This window comes from Kitasatospora sp. Root107, from assembly GCF_001424875.1.
Lineage (GTDB): Bacteria > Actinomycetota > Actinomycetes > Streptomycetales > Streptomycetaceae > Kitasatospora.
On the sequence record NZ_LMCT01000012.1, the window covers coordinates 218,679 to 235,852 of the forward strand.

The following is a 17,174-nucleotide window of genomic DNA, read 5'->3' on the forward strand; positions in this document are numbered from 1 at the left end:
ATCAGCCCCGGCCCACGGCCCGTTCCGCTACTCCCGCGCGGTCAGCCCTGGACCGGCGTGTGCAGCACGGTGACGGTCTTGTTCTTGAGCGAGCCCAGATCCCTGCGGAGGCTGTCGGCCGTCGTCGCGTCCGCGACCAGCAGGGTCACCTTGCCGGCCGGCATCAGCTCGATCGCATGCTTGAGCGACGTGACCGAGTTGTCGTACTGCGCCTTCGCGACCGGGCTGCCACCGATGTAGACGTTGAGCAGGTCGCTGTACTTCGCGGCCAGGCCGCCCCGACGGGCCAGCGTGGTGGCGAAGAAGCTGAGCTTCCAGTTCACGTAGCCATCGTTGGTGTAGAGGGTGACCACGGCCGAGCCTTCCTCGACCCGCGCCATGTCGCGGGTGACCAGGATCCTGGCGACGGTACTGTCCCCGCCCTTCTCCTTGCTCCACTGGGCCAGCTCACTGCTCTGCCAGACCGTGGGAGCGGCCTGCACCGACGGGACTCCCCACTGGATCCCGGCGAACAGGCTCAGTCCGGCCGCGAACGCCACCACCGAGGCGACGCCCTCGATCCACCAGCCCTTGCGGAAGGTCTTGGCCGACGGACCGAACGGACGCAGCATCGTCCCCACCGTGCCGAGCCCGACCAGGCAGAGGACGAAACCGCCGGTGGCGAGCTTCTCGAAGTAGTACGGCAGGCTCCCTATGGTGTGCATCTGCCAGGCGCCGAACACCCCGAGCACCAGGGCCCCACCCGCGACGGTGCCGAGCATCATCATCCCGACGCCGGTGCGCCGCCGGCCGGCCAGCAGTGCGACCAGCACGATCAGCAGCGCGAGGCCGAGCAGCAGCGACCGGTCGAACGGCAGCACCATCCCCCGGGCCTGAGCCTGGGCCTCGACGTCGAACGTACCCATCACCGACATCAGGCTCGGGAGCACGGCCACCGCGCCACCCACCGCCTGGATCGCGTACAGCAGCCAGCAGTGGCGGGCCTGGCGCTTGCGGTACACGAAGGCCGCGACCACCAGCGCGATGCCCACGAACACCGCGAGGATGTTGTAGGTGTACGCCACCGTGATCAAGGCGGCCACCGACACCGCCGCGTACGTGCCCCAGCCCATCGCGGGGCGGACGATCAGCGGGATGGCCACCGCCAGGAAGATCAGGCCCGAGATCTGCGAGTCGAAGCCGACCTTGACCATGCCCCCCAGCGGGCTCGCCACCGCCAGCCCGGCCACCAGGGTGCACACCGCCGCCGTCCGCCAACCGGTCAGCCGCGGTCCGGCGATCCACCGGGCGCCCCAGACGATCAGGGCGCAGAGGATCGCGAACGACGCCAGCACATAGAGGTAGTAGCGGTTGTACGCGGCCGTCGGGTCACCGGTCGCGGTGTTCGACCGCACGAAGATGTCGAACCAGGTCAGCAGGAAATGCGAGCCCTGCGGATAGACCGCCTCGGTCGGCGTGGGCACCAGGACCTTGGCGGATTCCTGGTGGAAAAAGAGAAATCCACCGAATTGGTGGATCGCGTCAAAAATGGAGAAATGGACGATTCGGTCCTCGATGGACAGGACGAAAGGAAGACGCCCCGTCGACGAACGCCCGATCAGCGGGTGGTGGATGTAATGCCAGACGAGCGCACCGGTACCGATGATCACCAGGTCGGAGGTGCGGAAACGCCAGGGCAGCCGGGGTGCCCGGCGACCGACCCAGGCCGCGATGCTGACCGTCGAGAGGATCACACCGGAGGTCGGGACTGGCTGCATCCCCCAGGGCCACAGCGACAGCACGAGACCGAGTGCCAGGAGTGAACCGCAGAGCACGAAGGTGGCGATGACCAGCCGGTCGAGCAGGCCTCCGCCGACCCTCAGCAGACTCGCAACCGCGAGCACGAAGACCGGGATCAGGACGATGTCCAGATTCAGCGCGTCGAGCACGACGGGGAGGACCCAGGAGGCGGTCAGCGCGCCGGCCAGCAGCCCCAACCGCCGACCGCGCGGGCCCGGGGCGGGGCTCGGCTGCGGGACGCCCGGGCGCTCCGTCGACTCCGATAGCTGGCTTGCCATGTCCCCACCGTCTCCTTGAATACCCATACGCGAAATAAGTATCGTTCACATCACGGTCGGGTCTGATTTGTGCAACCGCCGCGCCGCCTGTCGGAAAGCCCGATCTGCGGATTCCCGGAAGCCACCGGTCATGGTACTTGAGCGCCCGGCAGCTCCTACCGGAACTCCCTGGTTATCAGCACGGCCTACCACTGAAAAGGCTTAGTCGGACTTGAAAACCCAGACCTTCATCAGCAGGAACCGCACGAGCGTCGCCAAGCCGTTGGCCACGATCAGGCCCCCGACCTCGACCGCCCGCGAGGCGTCCGGCGCAGCCAGCTCGAGCAGGGCCAGCGCACCGCTGCTGAGGGCGAGGCCGACCACGAAGGCCACCCCGCCCTGGAGCTGGTGCCGGAGCGCGCCCTCGGAGCCGGTGATACCGAACGTGAAGCGGCGGTTGGCCGCGGTGTTGGCGACCGCGCTGACCAGCAGTGCGATCAGATTGCCCAGCTGCGCGTCGACGACCTGACGGGCCGCCACGTAGAGGAGCAGATAGAAGAGGGTGCTCAGGATCCCGATGACCAGAAAAGCCGGGAGCTGCCGCTTCATCGTGCCGGACGACCCGGCGTCCGGACCGGCCTGCGGCGCAGCGGCCGAGTCGTCGAGAGGGAGCATGGGAGAAGCCACCGATTCGCTTGGGATATGGACTGGTGCCATCAGGAGATCTCGTAGACGGCCACCCGGCCGTTGTCGTACACCGGCCGAGCCAGCGACTTCAGCAGCGCGGACTCGGCGTGGACCTTGCGGTCCACCACCACGTACCGGACGTGGTGCTCGACCCGCAAGGTGTGGAGCAGCCCGGCCGTCGGGGCGTAGACGGCGTCCTCGTTGAGCTTGAGCAGCGGAAGGTCCCAGAAGGCCGTCGACTGCTCCGACATCAGCCGGGGCGAGTAGGCCCAGCCCTCGACCAGCACCGATCGCTCGGAGTAGCCGCTGAGCCAGAAGGACTGCGCGTTGTTGGTGCAGACCCAGCCGGGGTCGGCGTAGTCGTCGAACGACTGGCAGTGGCTGTTGGTCGCCAGGACGTCCGAAGGATCGCTGTGGGCGCGGACCCAGCGGGCGGCCTGGACCTGCTCCGCCGGGAGCAGCGCCGTCCCGATCCATGCACTCTGCGAGGTCTGGAGGACGTCCAGTACGAGCGCGGGGGCGCTCGCCATCAGGGCTGCGGTGAGCAGCACGACGCCGCCGCGCCTGCGCAGGCCCGGCAGCAGCCACCCCGCGCCCCGCCACAGGAGGCCCAGCACGGCGGCGATGGCGGCCAGCGCCGCCGCGGCGCCGAGCGCCGGCAGCAACGCCGTGTACGACTTGGTGCCCGTGCTGTCGTCGAACAGCTTCAGCACGAACGTCGCCCAGTCACCGGCATACCGGTAGATGCCCACCGTCAGCAGGGCCGTGAAGGCGAGGCTGCCCACCCCGAGCAGGACCTTCGCGCGGACGGACAGCTCCGCCCGCTCGAAGACCTCGCAGTATCCCCAGGCGGACAGCAGCACGCCGAACGGGATCCCGGCCAGGGTGAAGTAGCTGGCGTTGAAGCCGTTCACCACGAGGTAGACGGCCGGGCCCGCGATCGCGCCGCCGAGCAGGAACCACTGGACCGGGTCGAGCCTCAGCCGCCGACGCCAGATCAGCGGGATCGCGCCGACCATGCGCAGCTGGTGGTTGAGCAGGAACGCCGCCAGCGTCATGGCGACCACCGCGGCCTGGCCGGTCGTGGTGCGGGTGTGCAGCGGGTCGGCCCAGTACCGGCTGATGTTGCCGGCCGGCACGACCTGCAGACCGTAGCTCTCGAACTTGAACAGGACGGCGGTGGCGAAGAGCTGCGCCGCCCCGACGATCGCGCCCAGACCCACGATGGCCCAGGGGATCCGCCGCGTGCCGATGAGCACCATCAGCCCGGCGAAGGCGAGCGCGGCCAGGGTGACCGGGAGGGAGCTGGCCTTGGCCGCGCTGGAGGCCACCGCGAACATCGCGGTGAGGACGAAGGCCCCGCGCCCCAGCCCCGGGACCTGCCCACCGGTGCCGCCGGGCGGCGTGTCACCTGCGGCACCGCTGTCGACGCCGTCCGCCTGCCGACCGCGCAGAACGTCGCCGATGACGCCGATGAGGGCGATCAGCAGCGGCAGGCTGTAGGTCAGTGAGAGGCTCGCCCAGGCCATCAGGGGGACGGCGGTCGCGCCGAACGTCCAGTTCGGGACGTTGTTGGGGTAGATCGCGTTGAAGTCGCCGATCAGGAAGACCAGCACGGCAGCCACCGGGCCGGCCCAGGCGCGGCCGGTGAGCCGCCGGGCCACCACCGCGGTGATCACCATGGTGAGCGCCACCAGCGCGGGGACCATCAGCCGCATCTGCACGACGGCCAGGTCGATGTGCCCGACCATGTCGGTCATCGCCATGTGGACGAAGGTGAACCAGTGGTAGTGCAGCGGTTCACCGGCCGCCTGCGGGAAGGTCAGCGGAAAGTTGTGCTTGGCGTTGCCCGCCAGCGAGAGCAGGTAGGGCAGGTCGACGTACTGCTTGGCGTATCCCTCGACCGGCAGCACCTCGTACTTCCGCAGGAACACCGCGTACAGGTAGGTGCTGCCGAGGCCGACCGTTGCGGCGACCGACCACGACCACCCGAGCGAGGTGGCCAGGTAGCCGCGCGGCCGCCAGTGCCGGCGAAGCCGCGGCACCGCCGCGAAGGGGACGACCACCAGCAGCGGCCAGGCCATCACCGCCGACTGGACGCCCGCCGCCATGAAGACCGCCCAGGCCGCCAGCTCAAGGACGAGACCGGTGACCGCGCCGAACGCGAGGTCCTCGACCAGGGTGTGCGGCCGCCGGCGCAGAGCCCGGAAGACGAGCGTGCCCGGCAGCAGCACGCCCCAGGCGACATACCCGGTGTAGCGCGCGATGTCACCGGCCGAGGTGTCGGCGGCCAGCAGCAGCCCGGCGAGCAGGAGATAGGCGCTGACGGCCGGCAGGAACCTCCACAGCGCGGCACCGACCGGTCTCGCACCCCGGCCCGCGGTCTTCGACCGCCCTCCTGGCGCGGTCAACGCGCCGGAGACGGGTGCGGTGCTGTCGGTGGTGTCCATCGGTACGTGATCTCCTGCGAGCTCTGCGGTCAGCCGCGTGGTTGTGCCGGGTCCTGCTGAATCGTCCCGTGGCAGTGGCCGCACTGCCACGGGACCGCCTGCCTCACCCTGCGGCGTGCGCCGCCTGAGCGAGGCCGACCCGGGGGGCCTCCTCCGCCGAGTCGTAGCCGACGAAGTAGGCCGGGCGGGCCTGGGCAGCCTCGTAGATCCGGCCGACGTACTCGCCGAGCAGGCCCATGCAGATGAGCTGGACCCCCCCGATGAACAGCATGGCGATGAAGAGCGAGGACCAGCCGGGCACGGTGGCACCGGCCAGGTACCTGACCGTGGTGTAGACGGCGAGGCCGAAGCAGACCAGGAAGCTCATCGCGCCGAGCCAGGTGGCCAGCCGCAGCGGGCTGGCGGAGAAGTTGGTGATGCTGTCGAGAGCCAATCGGATCATCTTGGACAGCGGGTACTTGGTGCTGCCCGCCACCCGCTCCTCGCGGTCGTAGACGACCTCCCCGCTGCTGAAGCCCAGCCACGGAACGAGCAGGCGGTAGACCGGCTGGTGTTCGGGCAGCGACTTGAGCGCGTTCACGGCGGCCCGGCTGAGCAGGCGGAAGTCACCGGCGTGCGCGGGCATCTTCTTGCCGACGAGCTTGCGCATGAGCCAGTAGTAGCCACCTGCGGTGCGGCGCTTGAAGAAGGTGTCGGTGTTGCGGTCACCACGCACGCCGTAGACGATGTCGAGGTTCTGCTCGCGGGCGAGTGCGAGCATCTCCGTGATCTTCTCCGGCGGGTCCTGGAGGTCAGCGTCGATGCTGACGACGTAGTCTCCGAAGGCCCGGTGGATCCCGGCGGTGAGCGCGGCCTGGTGGCCGGAGTTGCGAGCGAACCGGACGATACGCAGCTGTGGCCAGTCCTGGCGGATCTTGTGCATGATCTGCGGCGTCGCGTCGGTGCTGCCGTCGTCGATGCCGACGACCTCGTAGGTCACGTCGAGCGCGTCCAGGATCGGACGCAGCCGCTCGACGGTCAGCGGCAGCGCCTCCTGCTCGTTGTAGATCGGGATCACTACCGACAACAGAGGAGCGGGCGCCGTGGTGCCGCCGGCCGGTGCTGCTGCGTTGTACATCGCTGTTCGCCTGTCCTTATGTCTCTGAGAGCGTTCGGCCGAGGTCGGTGGGTTCGCCGGATCCGCCGGCCGACCGACTACGGATGCGGGGGAGCTGCGTGGTCGGGCCGGGGCCACGGAGTCTGGCAGCCGGGCGGTTACCGCCCCACGCGGTTCGTCGTCCCACGAGCGGTCACCGGGGCGATCAGGATCACTTCTTGTCGGGAGCGGGTTCGTCGGACACCCGGCGAAGGGTGGCCATCGAGCGGTCCATCCCCTTCTTCAGCCACTTCGAGACCGGGCGTTCGACCAGCCGGTGGATCAGCCACGCGGTCAGCAGCGCCGTGGCGAGCGCCACCAGCAGGGCGGACTTGACTCCCAACCCGCGGGTGAGCGAGAAGTGGATCATGGTCCAGCCGGCCTCCTGGTGGATCAGGTAGAGCGGGTAGGTCAGCGCACCGGCGACCGTCAGCCACTTCCACTGCACCCAGTTGAACAGACCCAGCGCCGCGCCGAGGACCAGAGCGAAGGCGAGGGTGACCCCGAGGGCCATCACCTTCCACGACAGGGGGTGGTTCAGGACCCCGACGTAGATCGTCTGGATGGAGGTCAGCCGGGTGAGCGCCAGGATCCAGGAGAAGCCGACGATCCCCCAGAGCAGCAGGTTCTGGCCGAAGCGGTACATCAGGAACATGCCGATGCCCGCAATGAAGAACGGCGACTCGTTCGGCATCGCGAAGGTGGTCAGCAGCGGGATCTGGGCCTGCGGGGCGAGCACCGCGAATATCGTCCAGATGCCGCAGAAGGCGACCACCTTGCGGTAGGTCAGACCGGCCGCGACCACGATGGCGAAGAGCAGGTAGAACCGCATCTCGACCCAGAGCGTCCAGTAGACGCCGTCGACGTGCCGCATGCCGAGCGGCTGCTGAAGCATCGTCAGGTTGCCGAGGACGGTCTTGGTGTCGAGGCCCTCGTCGGCCCCCCAGCGGGCGTACTGGGTGAAGGTGAGCACCACGAAGGCGGTCAGCCCGACGGCCGCCCAGTAGGCCGGGTACAGGCGTACGACCCGGGAGGTGAAGAACTCACCGGCTCGCTTGCCCCAGCAGCTCATGCAGATCACGAAGCCGCTGATGACGAAGAACAGCTCGACGCCGAGCCAGCCGTAGGCGGCCACCCGGTTCAGCGCCGGAAGTACCTCTTTCGGGGTGACGCCCTGCCATACACCGGCGATTCCGACATACGCCGTCCAGTGGAAGGAGAGCACGCTCAGCGCCGCGAAGAGCCGCATGCCGTCGAGCGCGTACAGCCGGGGCCGCTGGGGACGAGCGGAAGGATCCTGCGAGCGGGCCGCCGAGCGGCGCCGAAGGCGCGATGGCTTCGTCAGGATCGGAGCAGAAGTCATTCGAGAGAGCTTTCGGCGAGTTGGGCTCAGAAGCCTCGATCAACCCTCGCACCTGGCGAAGGCTGTGGGGCGCTCAGTCTAGCGGCCTGTCTCCGACGGCTGCCGAACCGGTTGGCCCCAAGGAGGGACGAACGGCCGAGGGGCTCCGCACCACGTCCTTGCGGACGGGTGCGGAGCCCCTCGGCTTGCCTGTGGTGCAGGCAGGTCAGGCCCTCGAATTACTTGAGGATCTTGGTGACCTGGCCGGCGCCGACGGTGCGGCCACCCTCACGGATGGCGAACTTCAGGCCCTCCTCCATGGCGATCGGCTGGATCAGCACGACCGTCATGGCGGTGTTGTCGCCCGGCATGACCATCTCGGTGCCCTCGGGGAGGGTCACGACGCCGGTCACGTCCGTGGTACGGAAGTAGAACTGCGGGCGGTAGTTGTTGAAGAAGGGGGTGTGACGGCCACCCTCGTCCTTCGACAGGATGTAGGCCTGGGCCTCGAAGTCGGTGTGCGGCGTGACCGAACCCGGCTTGATGATGACCTGGCCGCGCTCGACGTCCTCGCGCTTGATGCCACGGAGGAGCAGACCGACGTTCTCGCCCGCCTGGCCCTCGTCGAGCAGCTTGCGGAACATCTCGATGCCGGTGACCGTGGTGGTGGTCTTGGTCTCCTTGATGCCGATGATGTCGACAGTCTCGTTGACCTTGAGCACGCCACGCTCGATACGACCGGTGACGACGGTGCCACGACCGGTGATCGTGAAGACGTCCTCGATCGGCATCAGGAACGGCTTCTCGACGTCACGCGCCGGGGTGGGGATGCTCTCGTCGACAGCCTTCATGAGGCCGAGGAGCTTCTCGCCCCACTCCTTGTCGCCCTCGAGCGCCTTGAGCGCCGAGACGCGGACGACCGGCAGGTTGTCGCCGTCGAAGTCGTACTCGGAGAGCAGCTCACGAACCTCGAGCTCGACGAGCTCCAGGATCTCCTCGTCCTCCACCATGTCGGACTTGTTCAGCGCGACAACGATGTACGGAACGCCGACCTGGCGGGCCAGGAGCACGTGCTCCTTGGTCTGCGGCATCGGGCCGTCGGTGGCGGCGACCACGAGGATGGCGCCGTCCATCTGCGCGGCACCGGTGATCATGTTCTTGATGTAGTCCGCGTGACCCGGGCAGTCGACGTGGGCGTAGTGACGGTCCTCCGTCTGGTACTCGACGTGCGCGATCGAGATGGTGATACCGCGCTGCCGCTCCTCCGGCGCCTTGTCGATCTGGTCGAACGGCGTGAAGGGGTTGATCTCCGGGTACGCGTCGTGCAGCACCTTGGTGATGGCCGCGGTAAGGGTCGTCTTACCGTGGTCAATGTGACCAATGGTGCCGATGTTGACGTGGGGCTTCGTCCGCTCGAACTTCGCCTTCGCCACTGCAGTCCTCCTGAGGACAGTTCTGTACGCCGTGCTGACGTCAGTTGGTCTTTGATCGGGTTTGGCACGGAGCGTGCCGTCCCGCGGGTGGGGGCGGAGGAGCCTGGGGGATCCGGGAGGATCCCCCAGGTTCGCCTCCTAATAGCCTAAGGGTTTACGAACATCCCGATTGCGGGACGTCACTCACCCTTGGCCTTGGCGATGATGTCGTCCGCCACGTTCCGCGGAACCTCGGCGTACGAGTCGAACTGCATCGAGTAGCTTGCGCGACCAGAGGTCTTGCTGCGCAGGTCACCGACGTAGCCGAACATCTCGGAGAGCGGCACCAGCGCCGTGACGACGCGAGCACCGTGACGCTCGTCCATGGACCGGATCTGGCCACGGCGAGAGTTGATGTCACCGATCACGTCGCCCATGTAGTCCTCGGGCGTGGTGACCTCGACGGCCATCATCGGCTCGAGCAGGGCCGGACCGGCCCGGCGAGCACCCTCCTTGAACGCCATCGAACCGGCGATCTTGAAGGCGAGCTCGGACGAGTCGACGTCGTGCGAGGCACCGTCGAGCAGGGTGACGCGAACGCCCTGGAGCGGGTATCCGGCGAGGACACCGAACTCCATGGCCTCCTGGCAGCCGGCGTCGACCGACGGGATGTACTCGCGCGGAACGCGGCCACCAGTGACCTTGTTCACGAACTCGTAGCCCTCGCCGGACTCGATCGGCTCGATCGCGATCTGGATCTTCGCGAACTGACCGGAGCCACCGGTCTGCTTCTTGTGCGTGTAGTCGATACGCTCGACGGCCTTGCGGATCGTCTCGCGGTACGCGACCTGCGGCTTGCCGACGTTGGCCTCGACCTTGAACTCACGCTTCATACGGTCGACCAGCACCTCGAGGTGCAGCTCGCCCATACCCGCGATGATGGTCTGGCCGGTCTCTTCGTCGGTGTTGACCTGGAAGGACGGGTCCTCCTCGGCCAGCCGCTGGATCGCGGTGCCCAGACGCTCCTGGTCACCCTTCGACTTCGGCTCGATCGCGACGCGAATGACCGGGGCCGGGAAGTCCATGGACTCCAGGATGACCGGGTGCTTCTCGTCGGACAGGGTCTCGCCGGTGGTGGTCTGCTTGAGACCCATGACGGCGACGATGTCGCCGGCGCCCACCGAGTCGATCTCCTCACGCTTGTTCGCGTGCATCCGGTAGATCTTGCCGATCCGCTCCTTGCGGCCCTTCACCGCGTTGAGGACGGCGGTGCCGGCCTCAAGGCGCCCGGAGTAGACCCGGACGAAGGTGAGCTTGCCGAGGTGCGGGTCGGACATGATCTTGAACGCCAGCGCGGCCAGCGGCTCGTCGTCCGAAGGCTTGCGGGTGATCTTCACCGAGTCGTCGCCCGGCTTGGTGCCCTCGATGCCCTCGATGTCGAGCGGCGACGGCAGGTAGTTGACGACCGCGTCGAGCAGGGGCTGGACGCCCTTGTTCTTGAACGCGGAGCCGCAGAAGATCGGAGTGAAGTCCGAGTTCAGCGTGCCCTTGCGGATCGCGGCGATCAGCAGCTCCTCGGGGATGTCCTCACCCTCGAGGGCGAGCTCCATCACCTCGTCGCTGACGTTGGACACGGTGTCGAGCAGCGCCTCGCGGTACTCGGCAGCCTTGTCCGCCAGGTCGGCCGGGATGTCCACGGTGTCGTACATCTCGCCCTTGGGGGCGTCCGCGGACCAGACCAGGGCCTTCATCTTCACCAGGTCGACGACGCCGGCGAAGTCGCCCTCGGCGCCGATCGGCAGCTGCATGACCAGCGGGGTCGCGCCGAGGCGGTCCACGATGGTCTGCACGCAGAAGTAGAAGTCCGCGCCCGTGCGGTCCAGCTTGTTGATGAAGCAGATGCGCGGGACACCGTAACGGTCGGCCTGACGCCACACCGTCTCGGACTGGGGCTCGACACCGGCGACGCCGTCGAAGACCGTCACGCCACCGTCGAGCACGCGGAGCGAACGCTCCACCTCGACGGTGAAGTCGACGTGACCCGGGGTGTCGATGATGTTGATCGTGTGATCGCTGTCATCGAGCGTCCAGTGACAGGTCGTCGCGGCCGACGTGATGGTGATGCCGCGCTCCTGCTCCTGCTCCATCCAGTCCATGGTGGCAGCGCCATCGTGGACCTCACCGATCTTGTACGAGACACCGGTGTAGAACAGGATCCGCTCGGTGGTGGTGGTCTTACCCGCGTCGATGTGGGCCATGATCCCGATGTTCCGGGTCTTGGCCAGGTCAAGGGAGGTTGCAGCCATGGTGGCTCGTTCTCTCTCTGTCTAGTGACGGGGTTAGGACTACCAGCGGTAGTGCGCGAAGGCCTTGTTGGACTCGGCCATCTTGTGAGTGTCCTCGCGACGCTTCACGGAAGCACCGAGGCCATTGCTGGCGTCGAGGATCTCGTTGAGCAGACGCTCGGTCATGGTCTTCTCGCGACGGGCGCGGGAGTAGCCGACCAGCCAGCGCAGCGCCAGGGTGTTGGCGCGGCCCGGACGGACCTCGACCGGCACCTGGTAGGTGGCGCCACCGACGCGGCGGGACTTCACCTCAAGGGTGGGCTTGACGTTCTCAAGCGCGCGCTTGAGGGCGACCACGGGGTCGGCACCGGTCTTCTCGCGGACACCCTCGAGGGCGCCGTAGACGATCCGCTCGGCGGTGGAGCGCTTGCCGTGGAGCAGGATCTTGTTGACCAGCGAGGTCACAAGCGGCGAGCCGTAAACCGGGTCGATGATGACCGGGCGCTTCGGGGCAGGACCCTTACGAGGCATTCTTACTTCTCCTTCTTGGCGCCGTAGCGGCTACGAGCCTGCTTGCGGTTCTTGACACCCTGGGTGTCGAGCGAGCCGCGGATGATCTTGTAGCGGACACCAGGAAGGTCCTTCACACGGCCACCGCGCACCAGCACGATGGAGTGCTCCTGCAGGTTGTGGCCCTCACCCGGAATGTAGGCGGTGACCTCGATCCCGCTGGTGAGGCGCACACGGGCCACCTTGCGAAGCGCGGAGTTCGGCTTCTTCGGGGTGGTGGTGTACACACGCGTGCAAACACCGCGGCGCTGAGGGGAACCCTTCAGCGCGGGCGTCTTGTTCTTCTCGACCTTGTCCTGCCGGCCCTTTCGGACCAGCTGCTGGATCGTAGGCACCGTTTCTCCGTTTTCTGTGTGCCAAGGCTGCGTAAAACTAACCTGCGGTGACCCCAACACTCCGACCCACGCGGTCGGGTGTGTTGAGCCTCTTTCGAGGGCGGAATCCATGAGCCGATGTGCAGCGGCGGCGCTCACGGAGTGGTGAACACTCCGGTACGGCGGCCGGTCTGCTGGCACGCACAAGGACCCGGGGACACCCCAGGCACAGATCAGAGCGTACCTAGCGCATCGGCGCCGGTCAAAACAAATGCAACGCCGCAGCTCGGCCCCCGAAGAGCGGTTGCATCCGGCATACCTCAGGTGATGCTGCCGAGCAACCCGAGCAGGACCAACAGTGCCCAGCCACCGACCGACAGCCAGCCAAGCACCAGCCCGGCGGTGGCCATCCCGTCGCCCTCCTCGCCGCTGCCGCGCAGCTGGCTCTTGGCGAGGTGGCCGGTCACCACGGCGGGGATGCCGAACATCCCGAAGCTCGGCAGGCAGAGCAGGCCCAGCACCAGCGAGGCGACGGCCAGCGGGTTGTTCCTCGGCCGGGGCGTGTACACCGGCTGCATCATCATCGGCGGCCCGGCCATCGGACCCATCATCGGCAGCGCCACCGGGCCGACCGGCAAGTCCGAGACCAGGTAGGCGAGCTGACCGTACGTCTTGGCCCGCTGCACCCCGTCGAACCGGGCGCTGTACTCGTTCGCCGACAGGCGCCCCTCGGCGTACGCGGCCTTGATCACGTCCACCGCGCGCTCGCGGTCGGTGTGCCCGGCGCGCATGGCGGCCTGACCGGCGCCGTACGGCTGCGGCTGCTGCGGTCCCCATGACTGCATGCTCATCCCGACCCACCTCCTGACGGACTCTCATGGTGCATGACGAACGGCACACCCGCACAGTTGCACGTTCACCCGATCGGAGCAGACAAACCAGTCGTTCGCGGGGTGCCGCTGCCGGTCCCACCTCTGAAAAGCTGACCGCACATCCGTACCAACAGGAGTACCCACATGACACCTGCCGTCAGCATCCACAACCTGTGGAAGCGCTTCGGCGACCACGCCGCGGTCGCAGGACTCACCCTGGACCTGCCCGCCGGCTCCTTCATCGGCCTGGTCGGCCCCAACGGGGCGGGCAAGACCACCACCCTCTCGATGGTCACCGGCCTGCTCAGGCCGGACCAGGGCACCGTGCTGGTGCACGGCGCCGACGTCTGGACCGACCCGGTCGGGGTCAAGGCGCGGATCGGCATCCTGCCCGAGGGCCTGCGGATGTTCGAGCGGCTGAGCGGGCGTGAACTGCTCCAGTACAACGGTCGGCTGCGCGGTCTGCCCGGTGCCGAGGTGGACCGCCGGGCCGAGGAGCTGCTGACCGTCCTCGACCTGTCCGCTGCCGCGGACAAGCTGGTCGCCGACTACTCCACCGGGATGCGGAAGAAGATCGGTCTGGCCGCCGCGCTGCTGCACAACCCGGACGTGCTGTTCCTGGACGAGCCGTTCGAGGGCGTCGACCCGGTCTCCGCGCAGACCATCCGGGGTGTGCTCAAGCGGTACGCCGCCAGCGGCTCCACCGTGGTCTTCTCCAGCCATGTGATGGAGCTGGTCGAGCAGCTCTGCGACTGGGTCGCGGTGATAAACGCGGGCCAGGTGATCGCCCAGGGCCCGCTGGACACCGTCCGGGGCGAGCGCTCGCTGCACACTGCCTTCCTGGACCTGATCGGGGTCCGCGAGCAGGACGAGCAGAGCCTGGACTGGCTGGGCGAGGCCCGATGAACGCCCCTGCGGACCGCGTGGTGGTCCGGACCCTCGTCTCGCTCAAGCTCCGGCTGCTCGCCAACGGGCTGCGCCGCAGCCCCGGCCGCCGGGCGCTGTACATGGCCGGTTCGGTGCTCGGCGTGCTCTTCACCGCCGCGATCGCGACCGCCTTCGCCTTCCTGAACGGACACGCCGGCGCCGCGGACGCGGCTGTGATGCTCACCACTTCGCTGGTGATCGGCTGGGCCGCGCTGCCGCTCTTCCTGTTCAGCAGCGACGAGAGCTCCGACCCGACCCGGCTCACCATGCTGCCGCTGCGGCCGGGCCCGCTGCTGCGCGGCACCCTGCTGGCCGCGCTGATCGGGCCGGGACCGGTGATCGCGCTGGTGCTGCTGTCCGGCGCCGTGATCGCCGCCGCCGCGGGGGCGGTGTCGGTCCCGTTCGCCGTGCTCGGGGTACCGCTGACGCTGGCCTGCCTGGTCACCCTCTCCCGCTCGGTCGCGGCCGGGAACGCCAAGCTGCTCTCCAGCCGCCGGGGCAAGGACTTCGCCATCTTCGGCGGTCTGCTGTTCGCGGTCCTGATCCAGGTCGGCAACCTGGCCTCGCAGAGCGTCCTGGGCCGGCCCGGCGAAGAGGGCCTCGACCTCTCACCGTTGAAGCCGTTCGCCTCGGTGCTGCGCTGGATCCCGCCGGTCAGCGCCCTGGACTCGGCCCGTACCGCCGGGGACTCCGTCCCGCTGGCGCTGCTCCAGCTGGCCTCCACCGGCGCGCTGCTGGTGCTGCTGCTGCGCTGGTGGCAGCGGAGCCTGCAGGACCTGATGGTGACCGCCGACGCGTCGACCCTGATCACCGCCAGGTCGGTCGGCCGGTCCTCCTCGCGGACCTTCTTCCCGGACGGCCGGGTCGGCGCGGTGATGCAGCGTCACCTCCGGTACGCCTGGCGCGAACCCCGGGCCAAGGCGGCGGTCTTCACCAGCATCGGGATGACCCTGGTGTTCTGCGTGCTCTCGGTGGTGCAGGGCTGGGGCACGGTGTACGTGGTGGTGATGGCCGGTCTGATGCTCGGCCTGCAGATGGTCAACCTCTTCGGCATGGACGGCTCGGCGTTCTGGATGGTCTCCAGCACGCTGGCCACCCCGGCCGACGCCCGGGACGAGCTGCGCGGCCGGGCCTACGCGGTGCTCTCGTACGCCGTCCCGGCCGCCACCGTGCTCGGCCTGGTGCTGGCCGCCGCCACCGGGCAGTGGGCCGAGCTGGCCCCCGCGCTGGGCCTGACCTACGCCGCGCTCGGCGCCGGGGTCGGCCTCGGCGCACTGCTCAGCGTGCTGGCGCCGTACGCGATGCCGGCCGACTCCAACCCGATGCGGAACGCCGCGCCGGGCCAGAGCGGGGTGGTGGTGCTGAACACCTTCGGCTCGATGATCGGAGTGTTGATCGTCACTGCCCCGGTCGGGCTGCTGGTGTTCGTCCTGCCGGGTTGGGCGCTGCTGCCGATCGGCCTCGGCTTCGGGGTGCTGCTGGCTCTGGGCGGCACCCGGTTCGCCGCCGGGCGGCTGCTGGACCGGCTGCCGGAGATCCTGGCCACCGCGATCGAGCGCTGAACCCGATGCCCGGGCCCGGAGTGTCCCGGGCTCGGGCATCATTGCCAGTTCAACCCCCAACTTCTTGAGGCGATCCCCCGTGGCCCAGCCGTCCGCCGCCGAAGCCCTGGTCACCCAGGCCGCCACCCAGGTCGTCGCCGCCTCCCCCGACACCCTCGACCTGGCGCTCGACACCGCCGCGTCGATGCTGGCGGCTGCCGACTGGCCCGAGGTCAGCCGGGCGCTGATCGCCCAGGTCGAGCGCACCGTCACCCGTGCCTGGGCGATCGGTTGGCGGCCCGCCGACCTGGTCCGGCTGGTCCGACGCGAGCTGGGCGCGGTGCACCAGCCGCTGGCGGTCGACCTGATCGCCGCCGAGAACCGCAGCCACCCGGCGGCCACCCTGGACCGGCGCTGGCACGAGCAGCTGCGCGAGCTGGCCGTCGAGATCTGGTGGTCCGGCGACGAGGCGTACCTCGCCGACTTCGCGACCCGGCACCGGCTGGACCGGTTCGCGCTGGCCACCGCCGTGCTGGAGCTGAACCGGCTCTGGGCGCAGCTCCCGCCGGTCACCCCGGTCGGCCCCACCCCCGGTCGGGCCACCGTGTACCGGCCGAACGGTCCGATGCCGGGCGAGCCCCGGATGCTGTCCCGGATCCGGGCGTTGCTCGCCAAGGCCGAGTCCACCGAGTTCCCCGAGGAGGCCGAGGCGCTCACCGCCAAGGCCCAGCAGCTGGTCGCCCAGCACTCCATCGACGAGGCCCTGCTGACGGCCAGTCAGCCCTCCCGGGACACCCCGGGAGCGCTGCGGATCGGGGTGGACAACCCGTACGAGAGCCCGAAGGCGATGCTGCTCGACGCGGTGGCCTCCGCGAACCGCTGCCGGACGGTCTGGGCCAAGGAGTTCGGCTTCTGCACCATCATCGGCTTCGACTCCGACCTGGACGCGGTCGAGCTGCTCTACACCTCGCTGCTGGTGCAGGCGAACGCCTCCATGCACCGGGCCGGCAGCCGGCACCACAAGGAGGGCGCGGCCAGGACCAAGTCCTTCCGGCAGTCCTTCCTGATCGCGTACGCCACCCGGATCCGCGAGCGGCTGGCCGCCGCCACCGAGGAGACCACCCGCGAGGCCGCGGCCGGCCGGCACCTCAACCCGGACGGCAGCAGCGAGCAGCTCACCCCCGACGAGCGCCTGCTGCCCGCGCTGGCCGCCCGCGAGCAGGCGGTCGACCACGCCGTCGGCGAGATGTTCCCCAAGCTCACCACCCAGCGGGTCCGGATCAGCAACGCCCACGGCTGGCACGAGGGCCGCGCCGCCGCCGACCGGGCCGCCCTCCACCACGGCACGGGGGCCATCGAGCGGTAAGGCCTGGGCAGGTGCTCGGCCCGCTACGGAGTCAGGGGCTCGGGGAACTGCGACGCCGACCTCGTACGAGGTGATCCGTACATGGGCGGTCAGGCACCTTCGCATTGGCCCCGCCGGCCACGAACCGTCGCCCCGGCGGCGGAGCCGCACATCAGCAGAGCCCTGAGCCCCTGGGCAGTGCAACCCATTGCCAGGACGGACCTGCATCGCTCGTACCAGCACTGGTTGCTGACGCAG

At 68.8% G+C, this 17,174-nt stretch carries 13 protein-coding genes; 3 read left to right on the forward strand and 10 right to left on the reverse strand.

The annotated features are described in order from the left end of the window. Positions 1 to 41 precede the first annotated feature (41 nt). The 10 genes from ASC99_RS12695 to ASC99_RS12740 form a co-directional block, all read right to left on the reverse strand. Positions 42 to 2,057, reverse strand: coding sequence for a hypothetical protein (locus ASC99_RS12695; RefSeq protein ID WP_157531500.1), 2,016 nt, complete (start codon positions 2,055 to 2,057; stop codon positions 42 to 44). 201 nt (positions 2,058 to 2,258) lie between these two features. Further along, on the reverse strand, positions 2,259 to 2,711 hold the full coding sequence (locus tag ASC99_RS40375) for a GtrA family protein (RefSeq protein ID WP_057231367.1): 453 nt from the start codon (positions 2,709 to 2,711) through the stop codon (positions 2,259 to 2,261). Positions 2,712 to 2,752: 41 nt separating this feature from the next. Continuing rightward, positions 2,753 to 5,173 carry a hypothetical protein gene (locus ASC99_RS40380; protein ID WP_057231369.1) on the reverse strand — a complete coding sequence of 807 codons (2,421 nt, stop codon included), beginning with the start codon at positions 5,171 to 5,173 and terminating at the stop codon, positions 2,753 to 2,755. Positions 5,174 to 5,276: 103 nt separating this feature from the next. Continuing rightward, positions 5,277 to 6,290 carry a glycosyltransferase family 2 protein gene (locus tag ASC99_RS12710; protein WP_057231371.1) on the reverse strand — a complete coding sequence of 338 codons (1,014 nt, stop codon included), beginning with the start codon at positions 6,288 to 6,290 and terminating at the stop codon, positions 5,277 to 5,279. 190 nt (positions 6,291 to 6,480) lie between these two features. Further along, positions 6,481 to 7,671: an acyltransferase gene (locus tag ASC99_RS12715; RefSeq protein ID WP_063857067.1), complete on the reverse strand. Its 1,191-nt coding sequence runs from the start codon at positions 7,669 to 7,671 to the stop codon at positions 6,481 to 6,483. Between the two features lie 218 nt (positions 7,672 to 7,889). Then, positions 7,890 to 9,083: an elongation factor Tu gene (tuf, locus tag ASC99_RS12720; RefSeq protein WP_057231375.1), complete on the reverse strand. Its 1,194-nt coding sequence runs from the start codon at positions 9,081 to 9,083 to the stop codon at positions 7,890 to 7,892. A gap of 179 nt (positions 9,084 to 9,262) precedes the next feature. Beyond that, positions 9,263 to 11,368 (reverse strand): elongation factor G, encoded by a 2,106-nt coding sequence (gene fusA / locus ASC99_RS12725; protein ID WP_057231377.1) that lies wholly within the window; start codon positions 11,366 to 11,368, stop codon positions 9,263 to 9,265. 39 nt (positions 11,369 to 11,407) lie between these two features. Further along, a complete protein-coding gene (gene rpsG / locus ASC99_RS12730; RefSeq protein WP_030457432.1) occupies positions 11,408 to 11,878 on the reverse strand; it encodes a 30S ribosomal protein S7 in 471 nt (156 codons plus the stop codon). A gap of 2 nt (positions 11,879 to 11,880) precedes the next feature. Further along, the gene (gene rpsL / locus ASC99_RS12735; protein ID WP_014144289.1) at positions 11,881 to 12,252 is read right to left on the reverse strand and encodes a 30S ribosomal protein S12; all 372 of its coding nucleotides are present in this window, start codon (positions 12,250 to 12,252) and stop codon (positions 11,881 to 11,883) included. A gap of 299 nt (positions 12,253 to 12,551) precedes the next feature. Further along, a complete protein-coding gene (locus ASC99_RS12740) occupies positions 12,552 to 13,082 on the reverse strand; it encodes a DUF1707 and DUF4190 domain-containing protein (RefSeq protein ID WP_235502480.1) in 531 nt (176 codons plus the stop codon). A gap of 165 nt (positions 13,083 to 13,247) precedes the next feature. On the opposite strand from ASC99_RS12740, the gene ASC99_RS12745 reads away from it, so the two are divergent. From ASC99_RS12745 to ASC99_RS12755, 3 genes are all read left to right on the forward strand, one after another. Next, positions 13,248 to 14,009 (forward strand): ABC transporter ATP-binding protein, encoded by a 762-nt coding sequence (locus tag ASC99_RS12745; protein ID WP_057231379.1) that lies wholly within the window; start codon positions 13,248 to 13,250, stop codon positions 14,007 to 14,009. Further along, on the forward strand, positions 14,006 to 15,592 hold the full coding sequence (locus tag ASC99_RS12750) for a hypothetical protein (RefSeq protein ID WP_057231381.1): 1,587 nt from the start codon (positions 14,006 to 14,008) through the stop codon (positions 15,590 to 15,592). The genes ASC99_RS12745 and ASC99_RS12750 overlap by 4 nt, the downstream gene beginning before the upstream one ends. 79 nt (positions 15,593 to 15,671) lie before the next feature. Continuing rightward, positions 15,672 to 16,937 carry a DUF2786 domain-containing protein gene (locus tag ASC99_RS12755; RefSeq protein ID WP_057231383.1) on the forward strand — a complete coding sequence of 422 codons (1,266 nt, stop codon included), beginning with the start codon at positions 15,672 to 15,674 and terminating at the stop codon, positions 16,935 to 16,937. The last annotated feature ends 237 nt before the right edge of the window (positions 16,938 to 17,174 follow it).